The sequence below is a fragment of the Psychrobacter celer genome (genome assembly GCF_016107555.1).
Taxonomy (GTDB): Bacteria; Pseudomonadota; Gammaproteobacteria; order Pseudomonadales; family Moraxellaceae; genus Psychrobacter; species Psychrobacter celer.
The window spans coordinates 1-24,973 of record NZ_JABASU010000001.1; the positions used below are offsets into that span (position 1 = coordinate 1).

The 24,973-nt window shown below is 46.7% G+C and carries 18 protein-coding genes and 1 tRNA gene; 18 read left to right on the forward strand and 1 reads right to left on the reverse strand.

All coding sequences use genetic code 11. The features are described from left to right. The 11 genes from JFC05_RS00005 to JFC05_RS00055 form a co-directional block, all read left to right on the forward strand. The coding region (locus tag JFC05_RS00005; RefSeq protein WP_265091103.1) for an EF-Tu C-terminal domain-related protein at positions 1–452 on the forward strand (452 nt) is incomplete at its 5' end. A 414-nt stretch (positions 453–866) separates the two neighbouring features. After that, positions 867–942: transfer RNA gene (locus JFC05_RS00010), tRNA-Trp, on the forward strand. Between the two features lie 51 nt (positions 943–993). Next, complete coding sequence (gene secE, locus JFC05_RS00015) at positions 994–1,482, forward strand: preprotein translocase subunit SecE (RefSeq protein WP_100750084.1); 489 nt, start codon at positions 994–996, stop codon at positions 1,480–1,482. Between the two features lie 69 nt (positions 1,483–1,551). Next, on the forward strand, positions 1,552–2,082 hold the full coding sequence (nusG, locus tag JFC05_RS00020; protein ID WP_075100322.1) for a transcription termination/antitermination protein NusG: 531 nt from the start codon (positions 1,552–1,554) through the stop codon (positions 2,080–2,082). Between the two features lie 88 nt (positions 2,083–2,170). Then, positions 2,171–2,602, forward strand: a complete 432-nt coding sequence (gene rplK, locus JFC05_RS00025; protein WP_105244192.1) for a 50S ribosomal protein L11 — start codon at positions 2,171–2,173, stop codon at positions 2,600–2,602. Beyond that, complete coding sequence (gene rplA / locus JFC05_RS00030; RefSeq protein ID WP_105244191.1) at positions 2,603–3,304, forward strand: 50S ribosomal protein L1; 702 nt, start codon at positions 2,603–2,605, stop codon at positions 3,302–3,304. It abuts the gene before it with no gap. Positions 3,305–3,732: 428 nt separating this feature from the next. Continuing rightward, positions 3,733–4,260 carry a 50S ribosomal protein L10 gene (gene rplJ / locus JFC05_RS00035; protein ID WP_198335254.1) on the forward strand — a complete coding sequence of 176 codons (528 nt, stop codon included), beginning with the start codon at positions 3,733–3,735 and terminating at the stop codon, positions 4,258–4,260. A 126-nt stretch (positions 4,261–4,386) separates the two neighbouring features. Then, positions 4,387–4,761, forward strand: a complete 375-nt coding sequence (gene rplL / locus JFC05_RS00040) for a 50S ribosomal protein L7/L12 (RefSeq protein WP_105244189.1) — start codon at positions 4,387–4,389, stop codon at positions 4,759–4,761. 628 nt (positions 4,762–5,389) lie between these two features. Further along, a complete protein-coding gene (gene rpoB, locus JFC05_RS00045) occupies positions 5,390–9,508 on the forward strand; it encodes a DNA-directed RNA polymerase subunit beta (RefSeq protein WP_198335255.1) in 4,119 nt (1,372 codons plus the stop codon). A gap of 166 nt (positions 9,509–9,674) precedes the next feature. Continuing rightward, positions 9,675–13,892 carry a DNA-directed RNA polymerase subunit beta' gene (gene rpoC / locus JFC05_RS00050; RefSeq protein ID WP_198335256.1) on the forward strand — a complete coding sequence of 1,406 codons (4,218 nt, stop codon included), beginning with the start codon at positions 9,675–9,677 and terminating at the stop codon, positions 13,890–13,892. A gap of 158 nt (positions 13,893–14,050) precedes the next feature. Then, the gene (locus tag JFC05_RS00055; protein WP_198335257.1) at positions 14,051–14,584 is read left to right on the forward strand and encodes a DUF6586 family protein; all 534 of its coding nucleotides are present in this window, start codon (positions 14,051–14,053) and stop codon (positions 14,582–14,584) included. A 258-nt stretch (positions 14,585–14,842) separates the two neighbouring features. Here JFC05_RS00055 and JFC05_RS00060 read toward each other — a convergent pair whose 3' ends face one another. Further along, on the reverse strand, positions 14,843–17,461 hold the full coding sequence (locus JFC05_RS00060) for a penicillin-binding protein 1A (RefSeq protein ID WP_198335258.1): 2,619 nt from the start codon (positions 17,459–17,461) through the stop codon (positions 14,843–14,845). 194 nt (positions 17,462–17,655) lie between these two features. Here JFC05_RS00060 and JFC05_RS00065 point away from each other — a divergent pair, with 194 nt between their 5' ends. From JFC05_RS00065 to aroB, 7 genes are all read left to right on the forward strand, one after another. Beyond that, complete coding sequence (locus JFC05_RS00065; protein WP_198335259.1) at positions 17,656–18,711, forward strand: pilus assembly protein PilM; 1,056 nt, start codon at positions 17,656–17,658, stop codon at positions 18,709–18,711. After that, positions 18,711–19,361 carry a PilN domain-containing protein gene (locus tag JFC05_RS00070; protein WP_198335260.1) on the forward strand — a complete coding sequence of 217 codons (651 nt, stop codon included), beginning with the start codon at positions 18,711–18,713 and terminating at the stop codon, positions 19,359–19,361. The genes JFC05_RS00065 and JFC05_RS00070 overlap by 1 nt, the downstream gene beginning before the upstream one ends. Next, entirely contained in the window at positions 19,358–20,065 is a 708-nt protein-coding gene (locus JFC05_RS00075; protein ID WP_198335261.1) for a type IV pilus inner membrane component PilO, read from the forward strand. The genes JFC05_RS00070 and JFC05_RS00075 overlap by 4 nt, the downstream gene beginning before the upstream one ends. Then, a complete protein-coding gene (locus JFC05_RS00080; RefSeq protein WP_075100334.1) occupies positions 20,062–20,595 on the forward strand; it encodes a pilus assembly protein PilP in 534 nt (177 codons plus the stop codon). The genes JFC05_RS00075 and JFC05_RS00080 overlap by 4 nt, the downstream gene beginning before the upstream one ends. Before the next feature lie 27 nt (positions 20,596–20,622). Then, entirely contained in the window at positions 20,623–22,995 is a 2,373-nt protein-coding gene (locus JFC05_RS00085) for a type IV pilus secretin PilQ (RefSeq protein ID WP_198335262.1), read from the forward strand. Positions 22,996–23,153: 158 nt separating this feature from the next. Beyond that, the gene (gene aroK / locus JFC05_RS00090; protein WP_192995283.1) at positions 23,154–23,711 is read left to right on the forward strand and encodes a shikimate kinase AroK; all 558 of its coding nucleotides are present in this window, start codon (positions 23,154–23,156) and stop codon (positions 23,709–23,711) included. Positions 23,712–23,783: 72 nt separating this feature from the next. Further along, positions 23,784–24,890 carry a 3-dehydroquinate synthase gene (gene aroB / locus JFC05_RS00095; RefSeq protein WP_105244178.1) on the forward strand — a complete coding sequence of 369 codons (1,107 nt, stop codon included), beginning with the start codon at positions 23,784–23,786 and terminating at the stop codon, positions 24,888–24,890. Positions 24,891–24,973 lie beyond the last annotated feature (83 nt).

Genomic DNA, 24,973 nt, shown 5'->3' on the forward strand with positions numbered 1-24,973 from the left:
TCGTCGGTATCAAAGACACCCAAAAAACCACCTGTACAGGTGTTGAGATGTTCCGTAAACTGCTAGACGAAGGCCGTGCTGGTGAGAACTGTGGTGTGCTACTACGTGGTACCAAGCGTGAAGACGTACAACGTGGCCAAGTACTAGCCAAGCCAGGTTCAATCACCCCGCACACCAACTTCGACGCCGAAGTATACGTACTATCAAAAGAAGAAGGTGGTCGTCATACTCCGTTCCTAAACGGCTATCGTCCACAGTTCTACTTCCGTACCACTGACGTAACTGGCGCAATCCAATTACAAGACGGTACAGAAATGGTCATGCCTGGTGATAACGTTGAGATGAGCGTAGAGCTTATCCACCCAATCGCTATGGACAAAGGCCTACGTTTTGCTATCCGTGAAGGTGGCCGTACTGTAGGTGCTGGTGTGGTAGCTAACGTAAAAGACTAAGCGATACTGATCTCAGCGCAAGTTGACACCGAGTATTGAGTAGTGAAAAGCCATCCTTTATAGGGTGGCTTTTTTTTGGGCGCTTATAGAGGGTTATGGGGTTTATTGGAAAGGGGCAGGGAAGGTGGTACTTCATAAAGTATGTTTTTTAAAGCTATAACTATCAATAACTGCAGTAAGTGAAAATACCGTTCTTTTTGTTTTTAGTCTATTGTGTTTTTTATGAGAGCTTGCTATATTAACGCTGCTTTTAATAAGTCAGTTGGGACATCGATTTTTACTTATTTATTTACTTAAGTAAGACTGATATAGCCGCAAAATGACTAAGAGCAAAGCTCGGTAAAAATGATAATTTTACCGCTAAGGGCTTGCATTCTATGCTAAATATTGTATAATGCTGTCCTTTACACCCATAGGCGATTGGCTCAATTGGTAGAGCATCGGTCTCCAAAACCGAGGGTTGTAGGTTCGAGTCCTACATCGCCTGCCATCTTCTTATCACATCTTTGTTGTACCTCACCATCTCCGAAGCGAGTTCTTTATGAGCAATAATCAAGATAACCTCGAGAATAAGTTATCTGATGCCAAGGCGACGGCGAGCTCGATGCTGACTAAAGGTAAGCACGTCTCAGCAGGCAATAAGACCACTGCGGTCGAGGTTGCTAAGACAGGCTCAATCAAAGATTTGATTTTGTGGCTTGTAGCCGCAGTAGTATTAATTGCAGCAACATTGGTCAATCAGTATTTACCCGGTTATTGGCAGCCAGCCAACGATGTCTGGGTGCGTATTGGTATCATTGTTGCTTTGGTTGTGGTTGCTTTGGTGTGTTTGGCCTTAACCCATCAGGGTCGCGCTTTTAAAATTTTACTAAAAGACGCTGCGGTTGAGCTACGCCGAGTGACCTGGCCGAGTAAAGACGAAACCTTTCAATACACATGGCAAGTGCTTGTCGTGATTGCGATTGTTGGGTTCTTTATTTGGTTGTTGGATAACTTCTTTAATTGGTTCGTTGGTATCTTTATTGGCTAGTCACACGTATTAGTGGGCAAGACCAAAATGGACGGATAACGACTTATTTATAATGATCAGGAGCGTGATATGCGTTGGTATATTGTCCAAGCATTTTCAGGATATGAAAAGCAAGTACAGCGTTCATTAACTGATCGTATCAACCGCAGTGAGTTTGCTGATTCGTTCGGTGATGTGTTGGTGCCGACAGAAGAAGTCGTCGAAATGAAAGACGGCAAAAAGCGTAAGAGTGAGCGTAAATTCTTTCCAGGATATGTATTGATCCAGATGGAAATGAATGACAACACGTGGCACATCGTCAAAGACTGTCCACGTATTATGGGCTTTATTGGCGGTACGCCAGAGATGCCAGCACCTATCACGCAGGCAGAAGCGGATCGTATTTTGAACCGTCTGAATCAGACTGAAGCTGACCCACGTCCTAAGACGCTCTTTGAGCCAGGCGAAGAATTGTTGGTCATCGATGGTCCATTTACTGACTTTAAAGGGTTGGTAGAAAAAGTGGATTATGAAAAGTCTAAACTACATCTGACCGTAAACGTATTTAATAGGCCGACTCAGGTCGAGCTTGAGTTTAGTAAAGTTGAAAAATTAGACTAAACCTATAAAGTTCATTAACCGGGGAGCTGTTTTTCGACAAGGTTTCTACCATGTTGATTTGGCGCTATCACCCATTTAGGAGAATATCATGGCTAAGAAGATTGATGGTTACATCAAACTGCAAGTGCCTGCAGGTAAAGCAAACCCTTCACCACCGATTGGTCCAGCTTTGGGTCAAAAAGGCGTGAACATCATGGCGTTCTGTAAAGAGTTTAACGCAGCGACCTCTAACCAAGAGCCAGGTCTGCCGATTCCTACAGAAATCACGGTATATAACGATAAGTCTTTTACCTTTATCATGAAGTCGCCACCAGCTGCGTTTTTACTACGTAAAGCTGCTGGTATCACGAAAGGTTCTGGTACGCCAAACACCGCAAAAGTCGGTAAAGTTGATCGTGCACAACTAGAAGAAATCGTGAAAACTAAAGACGCAGATTTGACTGCTGCTGATCTTGACGCTGCTGTTCGTACCATCGCTGGTACCGCTCGTTCAATGGGTATTACCGTGGAGGGTGTGTAAATGAGTAAACTTACTAAGCGTCAAAAGCTAATCGCTGATCGCATTGAAAACGAAAAGCTATACACTCTTGAAGAAGCGGTTCAAATCCTAAACGATTTGCCACCTTTGAAGTTCAAAGAGTCTATCGACATCGCAGTAAACTTGGGCGTTGACCCACGTAAATCTGACCAAGTCGTTCGCGGTGCTACCAACCTGCCTGCGGGTACTGGTAAAACCAAACGCGTTGCCGTATTCGCTCAAGGCGCTGCTGCTGAAGCCGCCAAAGAAGCTGGTGCAGACGTTGTAGGGTTTGAAGACCTAGCAGAAGACATTAAAGCCGGTAACATGGACTTTGACGTTGTTATCGCAGCTCCAGATGCGATGCGTGTGGTGGGTCAACTAGGTACTATCCTAGGTCCACGTGGCCTAATGCCTAACCCAAAAGTTGGTACAGTAACGCCAAACGTTGCGGAAGCTGTGGCCAATACCAAAGCTGGTCAAGCACAGTATCGTGTTGACAAAGCGGGTATCATTCACACAACTATCGGTCAAGTTGGTTTCACGACTGAACAAGTTGCCCAAAACGTTCAAGCATTGATCTCAGATCTAAAGCGCGCTAAGCCTGCGACGTCTAAAGGTACATTCATTAAGAAAATCACCTTATCTAGCACCATGGGCCCAGGCATCACTATCGATCCTGTTCCTTATCGCGTGGCTAAATAGTTTTTTGTATAAAAATTACTCGATATTCAACGATTTTGAATAAAGAGTCCATATTGTTTTAAAGAATTAGGTCAGCGTAGCAAACGCTATGCTGTCTAAGACCGTAGGTAGAGAGCGGTTTTACGTCATTATTAAGTGGTCTTTTGATAGCTAGTGATGACGGTAAGCTGCTTTTGTTAATCGACGACAGATGAAAATCTTAGTTGTCCTACGCAGACGGTGACCCACCCAGTTGTTGATAAGAGCCGATAAACCGGTATTTATACCAATCTATCACTCGATGTCAGTCTGATAACGGTGCCGTAATCAGTCGTTATGAATAAACTCTATTTTTAGAAGTTATGAATAACGTGTCGTATCAAGTCAATCTTAGCTGATCGTTTTTAACTAAAAGATGAGCGGATTGATAAGATTAAAGGAGTCAACTTATGGCATTAACGCTAGAACAAAAACAACAAGTTGTGGCTGAAGTGTCTGAAGTTGCTGCTAATGCTTACTCAGCAATAGCTGCCGAATATCACGGTCTTGGTGTTGCACAGCTTACTAAGCTGCGCGAACAAGCTCGTGAAAAAGGCGTCGTTTTAAAAGTGGTGAAAAACACCCTAGCAAAACGCGCATTTGAAGGCACTAATTTTGAGAGCATGTCAGACCGTATGACTGGTCCACTACTTTTGGCTTTCTCTATGGAAGATTTGGGTTCTGCTGCCAGAGTCGTTTTCGACTTTAGCAAAGAAAACAAAGCATTAGAGACCAAAATAGTGTCAGTCGGTGGTGAAGTTTATGGTCCAGAAGAGCTAGAGCGCGTATCGAAGCTACCAACTCGCGACGAAGCAATCTCTATCTTGATGGCAACTATGAACGCACCAGTGACCAAGCTTGTCCAGACTATGAACGCTGTTCCTGGCAAGTTCGTTCGCACTGTAGCGGCAATCAAAGACGCAAAAGAAGCTGCTTAATTGCTTGTTTTAACGTAACTTTGACATCGCTGGTTGTACTGTATTGCCAACACTATTTGCATATTTGGCAAACGACCAAAGCGATATTAAGATCAATTAATTTTTATCAGATAACGGAGAGTTCTCATGGCACTATCTAAAGAAGATGTGTTAAACGCAATCGCTGAAATGTCAGTAATGGACATCGTTGAGCTAATCAGCGATATGGAAGAAAAATTCGGCGTAACTGCTGCTGTTGCTGCTGCTGCACCTGCTGCTGCCGCTGGTGGCGCTGCTGCTGCTGAAGAAAAAGACGAGTTTGACGTTGTTCTTGCTAGCTTCGGCGACAAGAAAGTTGGCGTTATCAAAGCCGTACGTGAAGCAACTGGTCTTGGCCTAAAAGAAGCAAAAGATTTGGTTGAAAGTGCTCCAGCACCAATCAAAGAAGGCGCGTCTAAAGACGAAGCTGAAGAGTTGAAAAAGAAACTTGAAGAAGCTGGTGCAACTGTTGAACTAAAATAAGTTTAACGCTGTACGAAAAAAAAGCTGGTAATGCCTTGCATTGCCAGCTTTTTTTTACTATAATTCGTAGCTTGACCTTTTGTGTCTGCCAACATACGTATGCAACATCACGGTGGATACCCATCAAAAGGACAGACGATATACATGCAAGCACACATGCCAGTTTTTAAAATCAGTGATATGAGCTAAACGTCTTGAGATGTTTGGCGTTTTTCTGTGTCTGCATGCTTTTCCATTAACGCTATAGTTTACACTGATTCTAAAAGTTATAGTTATCCCCAATATTATTAGTTCTAATAAGCTGTTTATCTTAGGTTATTTATTTTGCATGGTTGTACTGTCAGTATGTAGGCTCGTAGACGGTAGATATCAGCGACGATATTGGTTTTGATGAGTGACAGCTGATGGGGTTTTGGCTGGATGGTCTAGGTAAAAGACCTAGATGCTGATGACAAAACTTGATAAGGGCGCTAAGCCCGCACTGGTAGTAAAGTAGTCATTAACAAAAGATATAAACTGAACACGAACACCTGTTTTATATTAACGTTTACGTTGCTATGTTTGCATAGTATTTATGCACGCATGCCACGCTTTTAATTTGTTTCCACGTTTACTGTAAGGACTCTCGATGGCATATTCTTATACTGAAAAAAAGCGTATTCGCAAAAGTTTTGCTGAATTGCCCACTGTAATGGACATTCCCTATTTACTGTCTATTCAAGTAGATTCTTATGAGCAATTTTTGCAAGAGCACAAAAAGCCGAAAGCTCGTGAGAATACTGGTCTGCAAGCTGCCTTTTCATCTATTTTTCCGATTGAGAGTCATTCTGGTAATGCAGAGCTACAATTCGTTGAATATTACTTAGGCGAGCCTGAGTTTGATGAGCGTGAGTGTATCTTACGTGGCTCAACGTTTGCAGCACCGATACGTGTCAAGATCCGTTTGATTATCAAGGACAAAGACAGCAAAGACAAAGACAGTAAAGCGGCGATCAAAGACATCCGTGAGCAAAGCGTCTATATGGGCGAGATGCCACTGATGACTGATAACGGTACCTTTATTATCAACGGTACTGAGCGTGTCATCGTATCACAGTTGCACCGCTCGCCTGGTGTGTTCTTTGATCATGATAAAGGTAAGTCGCACTCAAGTGGTAAGGTGCTTTACAACGCTCGTATCATCCCTTATCGCGGCTCATGGCTCGACTTTGAGTTTGATGCCAAAGACTTAGTTTTTGCTCGTATTGACCGTCGTCGTAAGTTACTTGCGTCTATTATCTTACGTGCGCTTGGTTTGACGACCTCTGAAATCTTAGATTTGTTCTTTGATAAAGTAAAAGTCTATAAGGGTGAAGAGCAGTTTGAGATTGATCTGGTCGCTGATCGTCTGCGCGGCGAGATGGCGCAGTTCGATATCGTGTCACCTGATGGTGATGTCATCGTCGAGCAGGGCAAACGTATCAATGCTCGCCGTATCCGTCAGTTAGAGCAAGCGGGTATGACGAAAATTGCTGTGCCTGATGAATATCTATACGAGCGCATCTTGGCTGAAGATATCGTAGTCAATGGTGACGTGATTGCTCATGCCAATACGCTCATCGATCATGAATTGTTGGTCAAGCTCAGTGCGTTCGAAGCCAGTGATGCACTCAAAGAGTTTAGCATTTTGTTCACCAACGATATCGATCAAGGCAGTTATATCGCCGATACGCTACGTGCTGATACCACTTCTAGCCGTGAAGAAGCATTGATTGAGATCTACAAAGTCATGCGCCCAGGTGAGCCACCAACGGTTGAGACCGCTGAAAAGCTGTTTGAGAGCATGTTCTTTAACGCCGATCGTTATGACTTGTCAAACGTCGGTCGTATGAAGTTTAACCGTCGCCTAGGTCTTGAGTTTGAGGACACTGACGACGCTGATATCCAGCGTGCGCGTAGTGTGTTGACCAATGATGACATCATCAATGTGTTAAAAGAGCTGATTGAGATTCGTAACGGTCGCGGTGAAGTCGATGATATCGACCACTTAGGTAACCGCCGTATTCGTTCAGTGGGCGAGATGGCAGAGAACCAGTTCCGCGTGGGCCTTGTGCGCGTAGAGCGTGCGGTCAAAGAGCGTTTAAGCTCAGCAGAATCAGACAACTTGTCACCACAAGATTTGATCAACTCAAAACCAGTAGCAGCTGCTGTCAAAGAGTTCTTTGGCTCAAGTCAGTTGTCACAGTTTATGGACCAAAACAACCCATTGTCTGAAGTCACGCATAAGCGCCGTGTATCCGCGCTTGGCCCAGGTGGTCTGACCCGTGAGCGTGCAGGCTTTGAGGTACGTGACGTTCATGACACCCATTATGGCCGTGTCTGTCCGATTGAGACGCCTGAAGGTCCAAATATTGGTCTGATTAACTCACTAGCGACCTTTGCCAAAACTAACAGCTTTGGTTTCTTAGAAACGCCTTATCGCCGTGTGGTTGATGGCAAAGTAACTGACCAAATCGAATACCTATCAGCCATCGAAGAAGTTGGTACGGTCATTGCTCAAGCAGATTCGCCAGTGAGTGAAAATGGTGAGCTAAGCGATGAGATGGTCAGCGTGCGTAGCTATGGTGAATTTGTCCGTATGCCACCAGAAAAAGTGACGCATATGGATGTGTCACCAAGTCAGGTAGTATCGGTCGCCGCAGGTTTGATTCCATTCCTAGAGCATGATGATGCTAACCGTGCATTGATGGGTTCAAACATGCAGCGTCAGGCGGTTCCGACGCTACGTGCGGATAAGCCGTTAGTGGGTACGGGTATGGAGCGTCACGTCGCGCGTGACTCTGGCGTATGTGTGATCGCCAAGCGTGGCGGTGTGATCGAAGACGTCGATGCCTCGCGTATCGTCGTGCGTGTCAACGAAGAGGAGATGGTCGCAGGCGAAGCGGGTATCGATATCTATAACTTGATCAAATACACGCGCTCAAACCAAAATACTTGTATCAACCAGCGCATCATTGTCAACCAAGGCGACGAAATCGCGTCAGGGGATATTCTAGCTGATGGCCCATCAACCGATTTGGGTGAATTGGCGCTTGGTCAAAACATTCGTATCGCCTTTATGCCGTGGAATGGTTATAACTTCGAAGACTCGATTTTGCTTTCTGAAAAAGTCGTCAAAGAAGATCGCTTTACCACCATTCATATTCAAGAGTTAACTTGTGTGGCGCGTGATACCAAGCTTGGAACAGAGGAAATCACTGCTGATATTCCAAACGTGGGTGAAGCGGCGCTCTCAAACCTTGATGAGGCAGGTATCGTTTATATCGGTGCTGAAGTAGACGCAGGCGACATCTTGGTTGGTAAAGTCACACCAAAAGGTGAGACGCAGCTCACGCCAGAAGAGAAATTGCTACGGGCTATCTTTGGTGAAAAAGCTGCTGATGTAAAAGACACCTCATTGCGAGTGCCAACATCAAGCAAAGGTACGGTCATCGACGTGCAGGTCTTTACCCGTGATGGCGTCGAAAAAGACGCGCGTGCCAAAGCAATCGAGAAGTCGCAGCTCGATAGCTATCGTAAAGATTTAAAAGAAGAGCTACGTATCTTTGAAGAAGCGGCTCGCGGCCGTATCGGCACCTTGCTTGATGGTCAAAAAGTCAGTGGCGGCGCTGGTCTAAAAGCCGGCACAGTCATGGCGTTGGCTGACATGAAAGAGATGAGTCTTGAGACGCTGCTTGATATCCAGCCAGTCGAAGAAGAGATCTCTGAGCGTCTCACGCAGATCGCTGATTACTTGGTCGATAAGCAAAAAGACATCGATGTGAAATTTGCAGAGAAAAAACGCAAATTAACGGCTGGTGATGACTTGCAGCATGGCGTCCAAAAAATCGTTAAGGTCTATCTGGCAGTGAAACGTCGTATCCAGCCAGGGGATAAAATGGCCGGTCGTCATGGTAACAAAGGTGTGGTATCACGCATCATGCCAGTCGAAGACATGCCGTATGATGAGCATGGCAATACCGTTGACATCGTATTGAACCCGCTAGGTGTACCATCGCGTATGAATATCGGTCAGGTGCTTGAGACGCATTTGGGTATGGCGGCTAAGGGCTTGGGTGAAAAGATTGACGGTATGCTAAAAGCGCAAGCGGCAATCAAAGAGTTACGTGAGTTTTTAGATAAGATTTACAACCAAGTCGGTGGTGAGTCAGTCGATCTAGACAGCTTGTCTGATGATGATATCTTGGCATTAGCAGACAATCTACGTGATGGCGTGCCGATGGGTACAGCAGTATTTGATGGTGCTCACGAGTATCAAGTCAAAGACTTGCTAGAGCTTGCTGGTATGGATCGTGATGGTCAGCAAACCTTGTATGATGGCCGTACTGGTCAGAAGTTTGACCGTAAAGTGACCGTGGGTTACATGTATATGCTCAAGCTTAACCACTTGGTCGATGACAAGATGCACGCGCGTTCAACGGGTTCTTACTCACTGGTCACCCAGCAGCCACTAGGCGGTAAAGCACAGTTCGGTGGTCAGAGATTCGGTGAGATGGAAGTATGGGCACTAGAAGCATACGGCGCAACCTACACGTTGCAAGAGATGCTGACGGTGAAATCAGATGACGTCGAAGGCCGTACCCGTATGTACAAAAACATCGTCGATGGTGAGCAGTACATGGATCCAGGTATGCCTGAGTCATTCAACGTACTGACCAAAGAAATCAAATCACTGGGTATCAATATTGAGTTAAAACAAAGCAACTAAACCCAAAGCAGAAAGATTGCTGTTTAACTTAGTTGTCAACCAAAAGTAGTACGCTTATGGCGACTGCTTTTGGTAATTTGTCTCAACCCGATTCATTGCCTTCATTCATCTAACTTGGCGTCGACAATATGCTGCTAGATGATTATAAAGATAACGGAGAAGCAACTTGAAAGATTTACTCGATATCATGCAAAGCCCTACCGCTAGCGGTAATCAAGAGTTTGATAGTATTCAAATTACCTTAGCCGCCCCTGATGTGGTTAAGTCGTGGTCACATGGTGAAGTTAAAAAACCAGAAACAATCAACTACCGTACATTTAAGCCTGAGCGTGATGGTCTGTTTTGTGCCAAAATTTTTGGCCCAGTCAAAGACTTTGAATGTTTGTGCGGCAAGTATAAACGCCGTAAGTTCCAAGGCGTTATCTGTGAGAAGTGTGGCGTAGAAGTCACCACTGCCAAAGTTCGCCGTGATCGTATGGGTCACATTGACCTTGCAAGCCCTGTTGCGCATATTTGGTTCCTAAAGTCTCTGCCAAGCCGCATTGGTCTACTTCTCGATATGACCCTACGCGATATCGAACGCGTTCTATACTTTGAGAGCTATATCGTCACTGAGCCTGGCCTGACTTCTTTAGAGAAGTACCAACTGCTCGATGATGAAGACTACTACAAAGCCCTAGAAGAGTTCGGTGACGAATTTACCGCCAAAATGGGTGCAGAAGCGGTACAAGACCTGCTCAAAGAGATCGATATCGATATCGAGATTGATGAGCTGCGCGAAGCGATCCCGCAAACAGGCTCTGAAACCAAGCTCAAAAAGATGTCTAAGCGCCTAAAACTATTAGAAGCGTTCCGTGACTCGAACAACAAGCCTGAGTGGATGGTAATGAATATCTTACCAGTATTGCCACCAGACTTGCGCCCGTTGGTACCACTAGAAGGCGGCCGTTTTGCGACATCAGATCTAAACGATCTGTATCGCCGCGTTATCAACCGTAACAACCGTCTAAAGCGTCTGCTCGAGCTAAGTGCGCCTGATATCATCGTACGTAACGAAAAACGTATGCTACAAGAATCAGTCGATGCCTTGCTTGATAACGGTCGCCGTGGTCGTGCAATTACTGGTAGTAACAAGCGTCCATTGAAATCTTTGGCAGATATGATCAAAGGTAAGCAAGGCCGTTTCCGTCAAAACTTACTTGGTAAACGTGTTGACTATTCTGGTCGTTCGGTCATCGTTGTTGGTCCGACCCTGCGTCTGCATCAGTGTGGCCTGCCAAAGAAAATGGCACTTGAGTTGTTCAAGCCATTTACTTACAACAAGCTACTATCGCATGGCCTTGCCACAACGATTAAAGCCGCCAAAAAGATGGTAGAGCGTGAAGAGCCGCAAGTATGGGATATGCTGGCCATGGTTATCCGTGAGCATCCAGTCCTACTAAACCGTGCGCCAACGCTTCACCGTTTGGGCTTACAGGCATTTGAGCCGGTACTTATTGAAGGTAAAGCGATCCAATTGCATCCGCTGGTTTGTACCGCGTTTAACGCTGACTTCGATGGTGACCAAATGGCCGTACACGTGCCATTGACGCTAGAAGCCCAGCTCGAATCGCGCGCATTGATGATGTCAACCAACAACATCCTATCGCCTGCCAACGGTGATCCAATCATCGTACCCTCACAGGACGTTGTGCTTGGTCTGTATTACATTAGCCGCTCGTCGATCAATGCCAAAGGCGAAGGCATGATATTTTCAACCGTCAACGAAGCTTTGCGTGCCATTGGTTCAAACGACTTGCATGTCAACGCAAAAATCAAAGTGCGTGTGACAGAAACGCACGTCGATGCAGAGGGCAACGAAAGCAAAGAAGTCACTCTAAAAGAAACGGTGGCTGGTCGTTTGCTTATCTGGAACATCATGCCACAAGGCATGTCGTTTGATGAGTGCAACCAAGAGATGACCAAAAAGAACATCTCGCGTTTGATCAACTCTTGCTACCGTAAAGTCGGCGTCAAAGAAAGTGTCATGTTTGCTGACCAATTGATGTATCTTGGTTTTGCTCAAGCGACATTATCAGGCGTGTCAATCGGTATTGATGATATGGTGATTCCGCCGCTGAAAAAACAAATCATCGAAACCGCCGAAGCTGAAGTTCGCGAAATTGAAGATCAGTTTGAGCAAGGTTTTGTGACTGCAGGTGAGCGTTATAACAAAGTCGTCGATATCTGGTCGCGTACCAACGATAAAGTCGCTAAAGCGATGATGGATAACTTGGCAACCGATAAAGTCATCAACGCCCAAGGCGAAGAAGACGAGCAAAAATCATTTAACTCTATCTTTATCATGTCAGACTCTGGTGCTCGTGGTAGTGCCGCGCAGATTCGTCAGCTTGCTGGTATGCGTGGTTTGATGGCAAAACCAGATGGCTCAATCATTGAGACACCGATTAAAGCCAACTTCCGCGAAGGTTTGACCGTACTACAGTACTTTATTTCGACGCACGGTGCGCGTAAAGGTCTTGCTGATACTGCCCTAAAAACGGCTAACTCAGGTTACCTAACGCGTCGCTTGGTCGATGTGGCGCAAGATTTGGTTGTGACCAGCGAAGACTGTGGTACCGAAGAAGGCTTGCTCATGAAGCCGCACATCCAAGGTGGTGAGATCATCGAAAAACTCGGTGAGCTTGTCCTTGGCCGTGTGACCGCGCGTGATGTGACGTACAATGACGATCCGTCAAAAGTCTTGATTCCAGCGGGTACGTTGATCGATGAGCATTGGGTAAATGTACTAGACAACAACGCCATTGATGACATCTGGGTACGCTCAGTGATCACCTGTGAAGTTGAGCATGGCGTGTGTTCACAGTGTTATGGTCGTGATCTGGCTCGTGGTCATAAAGTCAATATCGGTGAGTCAGTCGGTGTCATGGCAGCCCAGTCAATTGGTGAGCCTGGTACCCAGTTGACCATGCGTACCTTCCACGTGGGCGGGGCGGCAAGCTCAGCATCTGTGGACAACAGCATCTCAGCACGTAATGCAGGTCAAGTGCATTTTGAAAACATGAAAACGGTTGAACACACTGATGGCCACTTGGTTATCGTCTCGCGTTCAGCAGAGCTTGCGTTGACCGATGAGCTTGGTCGTGAGCGTGAGCGCTATAAAGTGCCTTATGGTTCAAGCGTTCTGGTGAAAAACGAAGAGCAAGTCGAAGGTGGCCAGACCATCGCTAAATGGGATCCACACACACACCCAATTATCACAGAGTTTGCCGGTACGGCACGCTTTAGCGATATCATTGATGGTTCGACAGCGACGGTCAAAGTCGATGATGCAACGGGTATGAGCTCGTTTGAGATTTTAGCGACTCGTGACCGTTCAAGCTCGGCTAAGGATTTGCGTCCTGCTATCATCTTGAATACGGATGAAGGCAAAGAAGTGGTTTATTTCTTGCCAGCGGAAACCATCATCCGCGTCAGCGACGGTGAGAAAGTAGCCGCTGGCTCGGTATTAGGCCGTGTACCACAAGCGTCATCAGGTACCAAGGATATTACCGGTGGTCTACCACGTGTGGCTGATTTGTTTGAAGCACGTCGTCCAAAAGATCATGCCATCATGGCAGAGATGACAGGTGTGGTCAGCTTTGGTAAAGAAACCAAAGGGAAAAACCGCTTTATCATCACCAATGAAGATGGTGAGACGCATGAAGAGCTAATCCCGAAATGGCGTCAGATCAACGTTTTCGAAAACGAGACCGTTGCTCGTGGTGAGATCATCGCTGATGGTCCGCAAAACCCGCACGATATCCTACGTCTAAAAGGTCAAACCGCCCTTGCTGATTATATCGTCAACGAAGTACAGGACGTCTATCGTCTGCAAGGTGTAAAAATCAACGATAAGCACATCGAAGTTATTATTCGTCAGATGCTGCGCAAAGTTGAAGTGACTGATGGCGGTGATTCAAACCACTTTAAAGGCGATCAGGTCGAGTACGCTGATGTCATAGCCTTGAATGCTAAACTGGAAGCCGAAGGTAAGTTCCCAGTTCAGTATGAGCGTCAATTGCTTGGTATCACCAAAGCAAGTCTGGCAACAGAAAGCTTTATCTCAGCGGCGTCGTTCCAGGAGACTACTCGTGTCCTAACTGCTGCTGCGGTAACAGGTAAAGTTGATGAGCTACGTGGTCTAAAAGAAAACGTGGTCGTTGGTCGCTTGATTCCTGCTGGTACAGGGCTTGCTTATCACAAAGCCCGTAAAGAAAAAGCAGAGCAAAAACTGCAAGAGTCAGATCTAAACGCAGCTTTCGATATGACGGCCAGCACCGATAGTAAAGACTTTGCAAGCTTTGATGAAGCCTTTGCGCAAGAGCTAAATCAAGACAATTAATTGTCTTTGATGTCTTATCACTGTCAAAAAAGCCAGCCTATGTTGCTGGCTTTTTTGTGCACGTACAAAAGTCAGAAAGACGTGGTACTGTTATCCAAAAAAATAGTACACTGAGGAATAAGCCCTCACTTAATATCTTATAGAAGGATAAATCGCCAATGGCTGGTAAAACCCGTGTTGCCAAGTATCAAGCAGACCGCACCAATCAAAAGCTGTATTTTTGTCGTCTTGCCTGCCAAGCGGCGGACAGTATTAGTGATAAGCAGCTATATCAGGCTCATTGTGAAACCGCTATTTTTCATTTATATGGTGCGTTGTTGGCTTTTACTCAGGAGCTTGGACATTTTTATGGTTTAAACATGACAGCGCCGACATTGTGCGACATCGAGCAAGCACTAAGTGCGCGCACGCAGGTATCGCCTGAAGTCCAGCGTTTACAACAGTTACAGCAGCAGGGCTTTGTGGCCAACATAGAGCGCGCGTATCAGCGTAGCTTGTATGCGGTACCGCCAGATACAGTGATTGATGAGACGCTAAGTGCGAGTAGAGATACGGCAAAAGCAACTGATCTTATTGTCAACGTTGTGACGTTATCGAATCAGTGGCTGCCAGATGAAGCCACCATCCGCGAGTGGCGTCAGCAGCTCTTAGAGCTGATAGAGCAGCTGCGTGCGGGTATGGTTGAGTTTTAACCACCCTAATTCATACTGTTGTTTAACGGCTTTTTGGCCCTACCTTACATGACAGCATCAAGAAAAAAGCGTGTTTGATCATGGTCAAACATGCTTTCTATATAACGTATAGTCAGTTCAAAATAAAGCCGATAGTCTCAAATTAACATGTAACTGGTATACATTTTTCTTACTTGCTGTGTTTACGCTGACAGATGCTGCACAAAACTCATACCAGCTGCACTGTATCGGCTTTAAAGTGAATTAACCATACTAGGGCTACTCAGGCATGGCTGGCATACGCTCCACTGGGGTTACCGATAGCGGATTTTGCGGTACGCTATCATGACGCGTCGTTGGTGCTGAACCCTCGTCTTCGACCGGCTCAGGTGCTGGCGGCTTGCGCTGCTGGGTGCTGGTTTTGACAGGTTTTTCTGATACAGTGTCGGTAGGCGTATTGTCGTCTTCATCGCTAGTAACGATACCATCATCCGTCATTTCTATAATTTTTTGTTTTTGTTTTTTGGATTTTGAGCGATTATTGATAGAGACCCATTGATGAGGGGTGTCTTTGAGCTGGGCTTTCATAAAGTCAATCCATACTGGTAGCGCTGCCACGCCGCCGTATTCGCGCCGACCCATGGTCGATGGTTGGTCAAAGCCCATCCAGACGACGGTTGCGTTACTGGGATGAAACCCTGCAAACCAAGCGTCTTTTGCTTCGTTGGTGGTACCAGTTTTACCACCGATATCATCACGTCCCAGTGCTTTTGCTCTTCTTGCCGTGCCATGCTGTACAACATCACGTAATATGTCTGCCATCTCAAAGGCCACTCTAGGCTTTAAGATACGTGGTGCTTGTTTGGCCATTACATATTGTACCGCAGGCGCTTTTAGACGATCTGATTGCGGACTGGCATCATAGATACGGCTTTGATCGCTCTGTGTATCTGCTTCGGTATCACGGTCTTTTGCGTCTGCTGCTGCATCTACAGTTGCCGCTTGTTCGAGCGCGCTATCATAGTCTTCTAGCAGCTTTTTGTTGACGCGTTCTAGTTGCTCATTAAAACATGAGGCGCAGGCTTGCTGCGGGTTGGCCTGAAAAAGCAGCTTGTTATTGTAGTTATAAATTTGCTCAATAAAATAAGGCTGTATGCGGTGACCGCCATTGGCAAAGGTTGCATAAGCGGTGGCCATCTGTAGTGGTGTCGCTTGCCCTGTACCCAATGCCAACGATAGGGTAGTTGGCAGCTTTTCTTTATCGAGACCGAACTCGTCTAATAATGTACGAGTATCAGAGATACCGACGGCCTGTAACAGACGAATAGAGACAAGGTTGCGCGATAGATACAAACCGCGACGTAAGGTGATGTCTCCTAAAAAACGCCCGTCAGAGTTTTTGGGTTTCCAGTCTCCAACTTGGATAGGGCGGTCTGAGACGATACTATCAGGGCGGTAGCCCTTTTCTAGGGCTGCGGTATAGACTAGAGGCTTGATGGTAGAGCCAGGTTGCCGCCAGCCTTGCAGCGCTCGGTTAAACTTGCTGTGATTAAAATCAAAACCACCGACCAAAGCATTGAGCGCACCTGTTTCTGGGTTTAATGAAACCAGGCTGCCTTGTATGTCAGGAATTTGAGCCAGCTGCCAGCGGTTGCTCGCTGTCGGAATCAGGCGCACAATATCGTTTTTACTGACGACTTGACTGGCATTACTTGGATAATAACCGATACGATCGGCAGAGATGTATTTGCGCGCCCAGCTCATCCCAGACCAGTTAACCGTCACCGTCTCACCCGAGGGGATAGTGGCCTCAAAACTACGAGCATTTACTTTTGTCACTTTGGCAGGTGATAGGTTGCTATACCGACGGAAGTTCTCTAATGGCTCATCATTCGCTTCAGCGCCGCGCCAGCCATGGCGATGCTCATAAGCGATGAGACCTTTGAGTACGGCGGCCTCTGCATCGGTTTGCGCTTTACTATCGACGGTCAGACGTACGCGCCAGCCGCCATGCATGACCTGCTCGCCATAGCGATTTACTAAGGTAGAGCGTGCCATTTCTGCCAAATAAGGCATATTAACATCGAGTTTTTCTTGATAGAGCTTGATGCCGATGGGGGAGTTGACTGCTTCATCATGCTGCGCTTGACTGATATAACCCAGCTCATGCATACGGCCAATGATCCAGTTGCGGCGGGTCAGGGCGCGCTCAGGATTGGCGACAGGATTGTACTTAGAAGGGGCTTTTGGCAGACCTGCCAGCATTGCCATCTCTGCAATGGTGAGGTTGTCTAGTGACTTACTATAGTATTTTTTGGCGGCCGCACGGATGCCGTAAGCGCCTTCACCCAAATAAATCTTATTGACATAAAGGGTCAAAATGTCGTTTTTACTGAGCTCGTCTTCTATTTTACGAGCTAAAAACAGCTCAGTTAGTTTACGATTTAAGGTACGCTCTGGGCTCAAAAAGTAGTTTTTAGCCACCTGCATGGTGATGGTTGAGCCACCTGTTTGACTATCATCATCGGTCACCACTTCGGTGACCGCGCGACCTAAACCTTTAATGCTGATACCACTGTGCTGGAAAAAAGACGCATCTTCTGCGGCCAAAAAAGCATGAGTCAGATCTTCAGGGATTTCCTCAAAAGTGATCGGTAATGATAAACGATTGCCATATTGGCCGATGAGTTTGTCATCACTACTATATATCTGCAATGGCATTTCTAGCGTCGCGGTTTTTATCTCTTGCGTACTTGGCAGGGTAGGCGATAAATACATGGCCATGCCATAAAAGCCAATAGGAACTGCCATTGCTAGGACAACCGCCAAGGCTAAACAAGCGATAAATAGCCCTACCAAAAAGTGAATAATGTGAGCAGTAGCATTTTTTTTGGCCATAATAAGACTTATTAATTAATGATTTGCAACAGGTAGTGCATTATACCTTGAACGAAATAGGGAGGTCATAATAAATGTGTAAGTTAGCCTTAATATATAATTTAAATGCTTGAATCTATCTATTAAGTAAAGTATTGTATTTAATTATTACAAATAACTATCAGATTGTACACTTAATATAAGGTATAGAGTTTGTGAGGCTATTTACTCCCAAAAGTCGACATTTGATTGGAGTGGATATCTGTGCCACCTCAGTAAAGTTGGTTGACATACAGCGCCAACAAGGCATGTTCCACTTAAAATCTTATGGCATTGAAAGACTACCGGAAGGCGTAGTCGTCGATAAACTCATCGTGGATACTGAAGCCGTTGGCGATACGATTGCCAGTTTGGCCAGACGCTGTCAAGTGGCTAATGCCTATGCAGCGACAGCCGTATCAGGGTCAGCAGTGATTACCAAGATCATCGATATGGACATGGCACTCAGCGATGTCGAGCGTGAAGCGCAGATACGTCTCGATGCCGATCAATACGTGCCTTATCCTCTTGAAGACGTCAACCTGGACTTCGAAGTCTTAGGCCCTTCTCTGGTCAGTGACGATATGGTGCAGGTGCTACTGGCGGCCTCACGCTCGGAGAATGTCGACCAACGCGTCGATGCCTTAACCTTCGGCGGCATGCAAACCAAGGTCATGGATATTGAGTCGCACGCCATTGAGCGTGCTTTTGGTTTGATGGTAGATAATTTACCAGGGCTACCAGAATTAGTCGCCTTGGTAGATATTGGTCACAATCAAACCACCTTATATGTCGCCAAAAATGGCGAATTTATCTATAGCCGCGAACAGCTATTTGGCGGTGCTCAGCTTACAGAGGCAATACAAAATCGCTATGGCTTATCGTCTGAGGAAGCGGCGCTGAGTAAGCGTGAGCGCACCTTGCCTGACGATTACTATCCTGAGGTATTGACGCCGTTTATCGAAAACACCATTCAGCAAATCACTCGCTCTTTGCAGTTCTATTTTTCTTCGAGCCAATACAGCAATATCGATCACGTGGTCCTCGCGGGGGGCAGTAGCTCGATTCCCGGTCTGGCTGGAATGGCGCAACAAAAACTGGGTGTGACAGTCAGTATCGCCAATCCATTTACCAATATGACCATCGCGCCACATATCGATAATGAGCAACTGGCGATCGATGCCCCAAGCCTCATGGCCGCATGTGGTCTTGCGTTAAGGAGCTTTGACTAATGGCTCGTATTAACCTCTTACCCTGGCGCGCCGAAGAGCGCGAACGCCGCAATAAAGAGTTTATCACGCTTGTGGTAGCTGTGACACTACTAACGTTGTTGGCCGCATTTGCTACGTGGAGCTATTTTAACAATGAGCTTGAAGAGCAGCTCGATGCCAATGCTTTGATTGAACAAGAAAACGCGCGCTTAGACACCGTGTTGAGCGAAATCGATGGCTTAGAGCAGCGCCGTGAAGATATTATCTCACGCATGCAAGTGATTCAAGACTTACAAGGTCGCCGCCCTGTTCCTGTACGTCTATGGGACGATTTGGCTAAAGCAATGCCGTCGGCACTTTATCTCAATAATCTCAAGCGCGAAGGGGATGTCATCACCTTGACCGGCCTGGCAGATAACCCAAATGTGGTGTCCAATCTGATTCGTAATCTCGATAGTAGTAAATGGATGGGTAACTCTGCTGTCAGCAATATTCAACAAAACATCAGTGCTTATCAGGCAGCGCCTGCGCTAAATAACACCATCAATACAGGTGAGCAGACGCGCCCTGTTTATCCAGAAGACAGCTATGTACAGTTTGTGGTAACCACAAAGGTGCAGTCAGAGACGGCCACACCTGAAGAGGGTACTGGGCTTGGAGGTGCGTTATGAAACTGAGCCGCAAAAAAAGCCTAATCAAAATCAAAAAAGCAGACCTAAAGCCAAAAAAGCAGTTTGACTTACAAGAGTTTCGTCGCAGTTTTGAGTCGTTAGACTCCGAAAACTATGGTAGCTGGCCATTACCCGTCAAGGTAACGGTGATAGGGCTTATCATTGTTTTTATCGCCGCATTGTCATGGGCGCTACCGATTAGTAGCAAGATCGATGAGATCAATGCTGCTGAAAGCCAGCAGCAAACCTTGCTCGATAGTTATCGTGAAAAAGAATCGCGCGCCCGTCACTTAGAAGCGTATAAAGCGCAAGTGGTGCAGATGGAAGCTGAGTTTAACTCGTTACTTGATCAACTACCAAAAGACACACGGGTGTCAGAGCTGGTAGAGGGCATCAACATGACTGGTGTGGGCAGTAATATTCGTTTTCAGGATATCTCGGTTGAGCCTGAAATTGAAAACGAGTTTTTTATTGAGCAGCCGATACGTATTGCCGCATTGGGTGAGTATCATCAGTTTGGCAGCTTTATCAGTGGACTGGCTGCTCTACCTCGTATCATCACGATGCATGATTTTGAGGTGAGTAACCCGCAGCCGAGCTTGGATGTATTGCCAGAGTTAAATCTGGTACTACAAACCAAAACCTATCGTTCAAAAGAAGCAAATCCTGAAGGTGATGCCGCTGCTGCAGGAGACAGTCAATGATGATAAATAAACTGCCCACGTTACTGGCGTTAAGTATGGTTGTGTTGTCGATGACGGGCTGTAGCGATCGCATAGGGATGGCACAGCAGTCGATGAATGACATACGCAACCAGCCAGCGCAGCCGATTGAGCCCCCACCTAAGGCGGAGCTGGTAGAAGATTTTGTATACAGCGCAAGCACGCAGCGCAGTCCGTTTTTGCCCCCAAGTTTGGTCAATGTACAAGGGCCGACGACGCCTATCGATGGTGTACGCCCTGATATTACCAGAGTCAAAGGGCCGCTTGAGCAGTACGAGCTATCACAGCTGGTCTTTCGCGGTGTCGTTATTTCGCCTGAAGGTCAGCGATATGCGTTGGTACAACGTCCTGATGGCTCAGTTGCGAGTGTGAAAGTAGGTGATTATCTTGGATTGAATGACGGCCGTATTGTTGAAATCACGCCGACCCAGATTAACTTGATTGAAATTGTGCCAGACAGCCGCGCAGGTTTTATCGAAAAACCCCAGTCGCTGGTCTCTCCTATAAGCTAAGTCGGCAGATTTTTTGAGGAATAAATAATGACAGTACGCAACAACAAGGTAATGACGATGAGTAACCGCGTATCTTCTGCTTTTGCCGTTTCAGCATTGGCAGTCAGTATGGTAGCAGTGAGTAACCATGCCCAAGCTGCCCAGCGTATCAATAACGTCTCTGTGGTACAAACTGCGCCAGCTGTGACGCAAATGCGCTTGAGCTTTGCCGGTGCGCCAGCATTGCCTGCAGCCTATCAGCTAGATGATCCAAGCCGTTTGGTACTAGATTTTGAACAAGTGCAAAATGGGCTGGCTAGCCGATTTAACGAATACAACATCGGTATGGTCAATGATGTCACGACACTAAGCAGCGACAGCACCACGCGTCTCATTGTGGGTCTCAAGCAAGCAGGCAACTATACCACAGCGGTCGATGGTAATGATTTGCTGCTAACCATCACTGACCCTAGCCGCCCCGTGGTTAATCAGCCCGTCGTTAATCAAGTAATCACCAATGATCCTGTGCAAGATGTGCTGAATAACAGTAGTGGCATGACAACCACAGCAGTTGTCACCCCCATTGTAGAAACCAGTAGCGTTCCTGTTGCGGCGGTCAATAGCACCAACACTACGGTGGTCAAAAACCAAGTGCCCGCAGATACGATGGTGGTTCGGGTCAATCCGCTATTGGATCCACAGCTTGCCGCCTCACAAGTGAGTAAACAATATAGCTATGAAGGCCTAACCGCCGTCAATTTTGCTGCAGGTAACGATGGTGGTGGTAATATCAGTATCGCTTTGGCCAATGAAGCCATTCCAGTGGATGTACAACGTCAAGGCAATAAGCTGGTCGTCCGTTTGACAGGCAGTACGGTGCCTAGAAATTTACTGCGCCGTCTAAATATCAATAGCGGTCTGGTTAGTAGTATTGATACCAAAAACCAAGGTCAAAATGGTGTCATCACCATCAATATGAACGACGACTATGAGTATCAAGCGTACCAGTCAGGCAATCAGCTAAATATCAGCATCAGTAAGCCTGAGCTACTGCGTGAGCCGACGCTCGAAGAAAGGGTCTATAGCGGTGAGCCACTGTCTATGGAATTCCAAGATGTCGAGATCCGCAGCGTCTTAGATATTTTGGCGCAGTTTACCGAGATGAATATCGTGGCAAGTGATTCGGTTGCAGGTAAAATCACGTTGCGCCTGATCAACGTGCCTTGGGATCAAGCGCTTGATATTATTTTAAAGAGTAAAAATCTGGGCAAACGTGAAAATGGCAATGTGATTTTGGTCGCGCCGGCGACAGAGCTTGCAGAGCAAGAAGCACGTGAGCTTGAAGCGCAGCAAGCGGTTGAATCTTTTGCACCGTTACGTACAGAGTACATCCGCTTAAGCTATGCTAAAGCGCAAGATGTTCTGACATTGATTTCTCAAGGCAGCGGCTCTTCTGGTGGTAGCTCAAACCGTGCCGACGACAATAACTCTTTGTTGTCAAATCGCGGCACCGTCACTGTGGATGAGCGTACCAATACCTTGATTGTCAAAGATGTGGCAGACAGCATTGAAAACATTCATAAACTGATCAGCAAAATCGATATTCCGGTGCGTCAGGTGATGATTGAAGCGCGTATCGTTAGTGCCACTGACAGCTTTAGTAAAGAGATTGGGGTTCGCTGGGGAATCTTATCAAATGGTGCAGCCAATAATCGTAGCTTGTTGGTTGGTGGTAGCAACCAGACACTAGCAGATCTTAAAGATTTTGATATAGAGACCACGACTGTCAATGGACAAACGGTTTCTTATCCTTCATATGACATCAGCAGTCCTGATAACTTAAACGTTGATTTAGGGGTGGATAATCCAGCGGGTAGTATTGCCTTTGGTTTGCTCAGTATGTCAGATGTGATGCTCGACCTTGAGCTATCAGCGCTGCAAGCGGACAATCGCGGTGAAGTCATCTCGACGCCAAAGATTTTGACCGCGGATAAACAAACCGCAAAGGTGTCATCTGGGACTCAGATTCCGTATCAAGAAGCCTCAGCCAGTGGCGCGACCACCACCAGCTTTAAAGAAGCGGCGCTGAGCTTGGAGGCCACGCCAAACATCACCCCTGATGGTAAAATTGGCCTACAGCTCCTCATCACCAATGGCACACCGACCATCATCAACAATCAGGTCGCCATCGCTGAAGACTCAATCTCAACCAACGTTATCATCGAAGATGGCCAGACCGTGGTCTTAGGTGGCGTGTTCAAAAACCGTACCAGTAACGGTGTGGATAAAGTGCCTTTCTTAGGGGATTTGCCGTATATTGGCCGCGCCTTCCGCAAAGATGTACGTAGTAATGCCAAAGAAGAGCTATTAATCTTTGTCACACCAAAACTCATCAATGATGGTACCAGCCGCTTGAATTAATCACAGGTTGACCTACTTTAAAAAAGCGAGCCTGAGTGCTTGCTTTTTTTATGAGTCAGCCGAAAGATGGATGAGGTTTTGCGGACAATTATCGCGGCTCGTTACTAGCCAGAATATCAATGACGTTGTATCATAGCTAATTTAGCTGAGTAAGTACTATGGTGGAGGAATTGCCGTCGGTGTTTTTAGTGGGGCCGATGGGAGCAGGGAAAACGACAATCGGTAAACTGCTGGCTAAGCAGCTAGGACGTGAGTTTTTGGATAGTGACTGGTATATCGAGTCGCAAACAGGTGCCGATATTGCGTGGATCTTTGCCAAAGAAGGTGAAGCAGGCTTTCGCGAGCGTGAGACACGCGCCATCGATGAGTTGACCCAAAAACCGCAAATTGTATTGGCAACTGGTGGCGGTGCGGTCATGTCTGCCGAAAATCGCGCATTTTTGCACCAGCGTGGCATCGTCGTGTATCTCAATGCCCCCGTTGATGTGCAAATGGCGCGTACGGCAAAAGACAAGTCGCGACCATTGCTACAGCAGCCCAACCCCAAGCAGATATTGCAGGATCTCTACAGCATCCGTGATCCGCTATATCGTCAAGTGGCGCATATCATCATGCCAACTGGCCATACTTATCCGCGTTATATGGTCAATCAACTTTTGCAGCAGCTGGCATCGTTTGATATGTCTGCCATTACCGCCCCCAATAACCGAAGCTAACTGTATAGATACTGTATAGATGACGGACAGTCAGCTGCTCATCGCTTATGACCACTATTTAAGGAGTACTTCATGGCCACGCCACAGTTTTTTGAGGGTTTAACCGTTCAGACACAAAGCCATGATTATCCCATTATTATCACCGAAGACGCGGGCAAAAATGGCAGTATGGCGCAGCAAGTGGCGCCTTATATCACGGGCCGTCAGGTTTTAATCGTCACCAATGAGACGGTTGCGCCTTTATACCTATCTGCATTTGAACAAGCGCTGGCCGCGCACTTTGCTGTGAGAGTCTGTGTGCTGCCAGATGGTGAGCAGTATAAAAACCAAGACAGTATCAATCAGATTTATGATGCACTGATGGATGCCCATTTCAACCGTGACGTGACGCTCATCGCCCTAGGTGGCGGCGTCATCGGCGATATGACAGGCTTTGCGGCGGCAAGTTTTATGCGCGGCGTGAATTTTATCCAGATACCAACGACATTGCTGTCACAAGTAGACTCTAGTGTCGGCGGCAAAACAGGCATCAATCATGCACAAGGCAAAAACATGATTGGCGCTTTTTGGCAACCGCAAATGGTATTGGCTGATATGAGTACACTCAAAACCTTGCCCGCTCGTGAGCTCTCAGCAGGGCTGGCAGAGGTCATCAAGTATGCTCTTATCATGGATGTCGGTTTTTTGCAGTGGCTGGAGAGCAATCTGCCTGCCATGATGGCGCTGGATTTGGCCGTGCTTGGGGAAGCGGTAAAACGCTGCTGTCAATATAAAGCCGATATCGTGGCCCAAGACGAGCGCGAGTCAGGTGTGCGTGCCTTGCTTAACTTTGGCCATACTTTTGGTCATGTGATCGAGACACATCAAGGCTACGGCAACTGGCTACACGGCGAGGCTGTGGCGGCAGGTATGGTACAGGCTGCCGAGCTTTCACAAAAAATGGGCTGGCTAAGTAATGAGGAGGTGGCGCGTGTTAAGCATGTGTTGACCTTGGCAAACCTGCCCATCTATCCGCCTGCGATCGCGGTGGACACTGCGCTTGATCTGATGGGCCATGATAAAAAAGTGAAACACGGACAAATCCGCCTGATTTTGTTAAAATCACTGGGTGAGGCGGTATTGACCAATGACTTTGATGCCACGCTATTAACCGACGTGCTGGCCGCACACAGTACGTAAGATACTGATTTTACAATCATAAGCGTTTGGTGAAGACAATGTGCGTTTAGCGCCTAACGTGAGCTGGTATTTATTTCAACGAG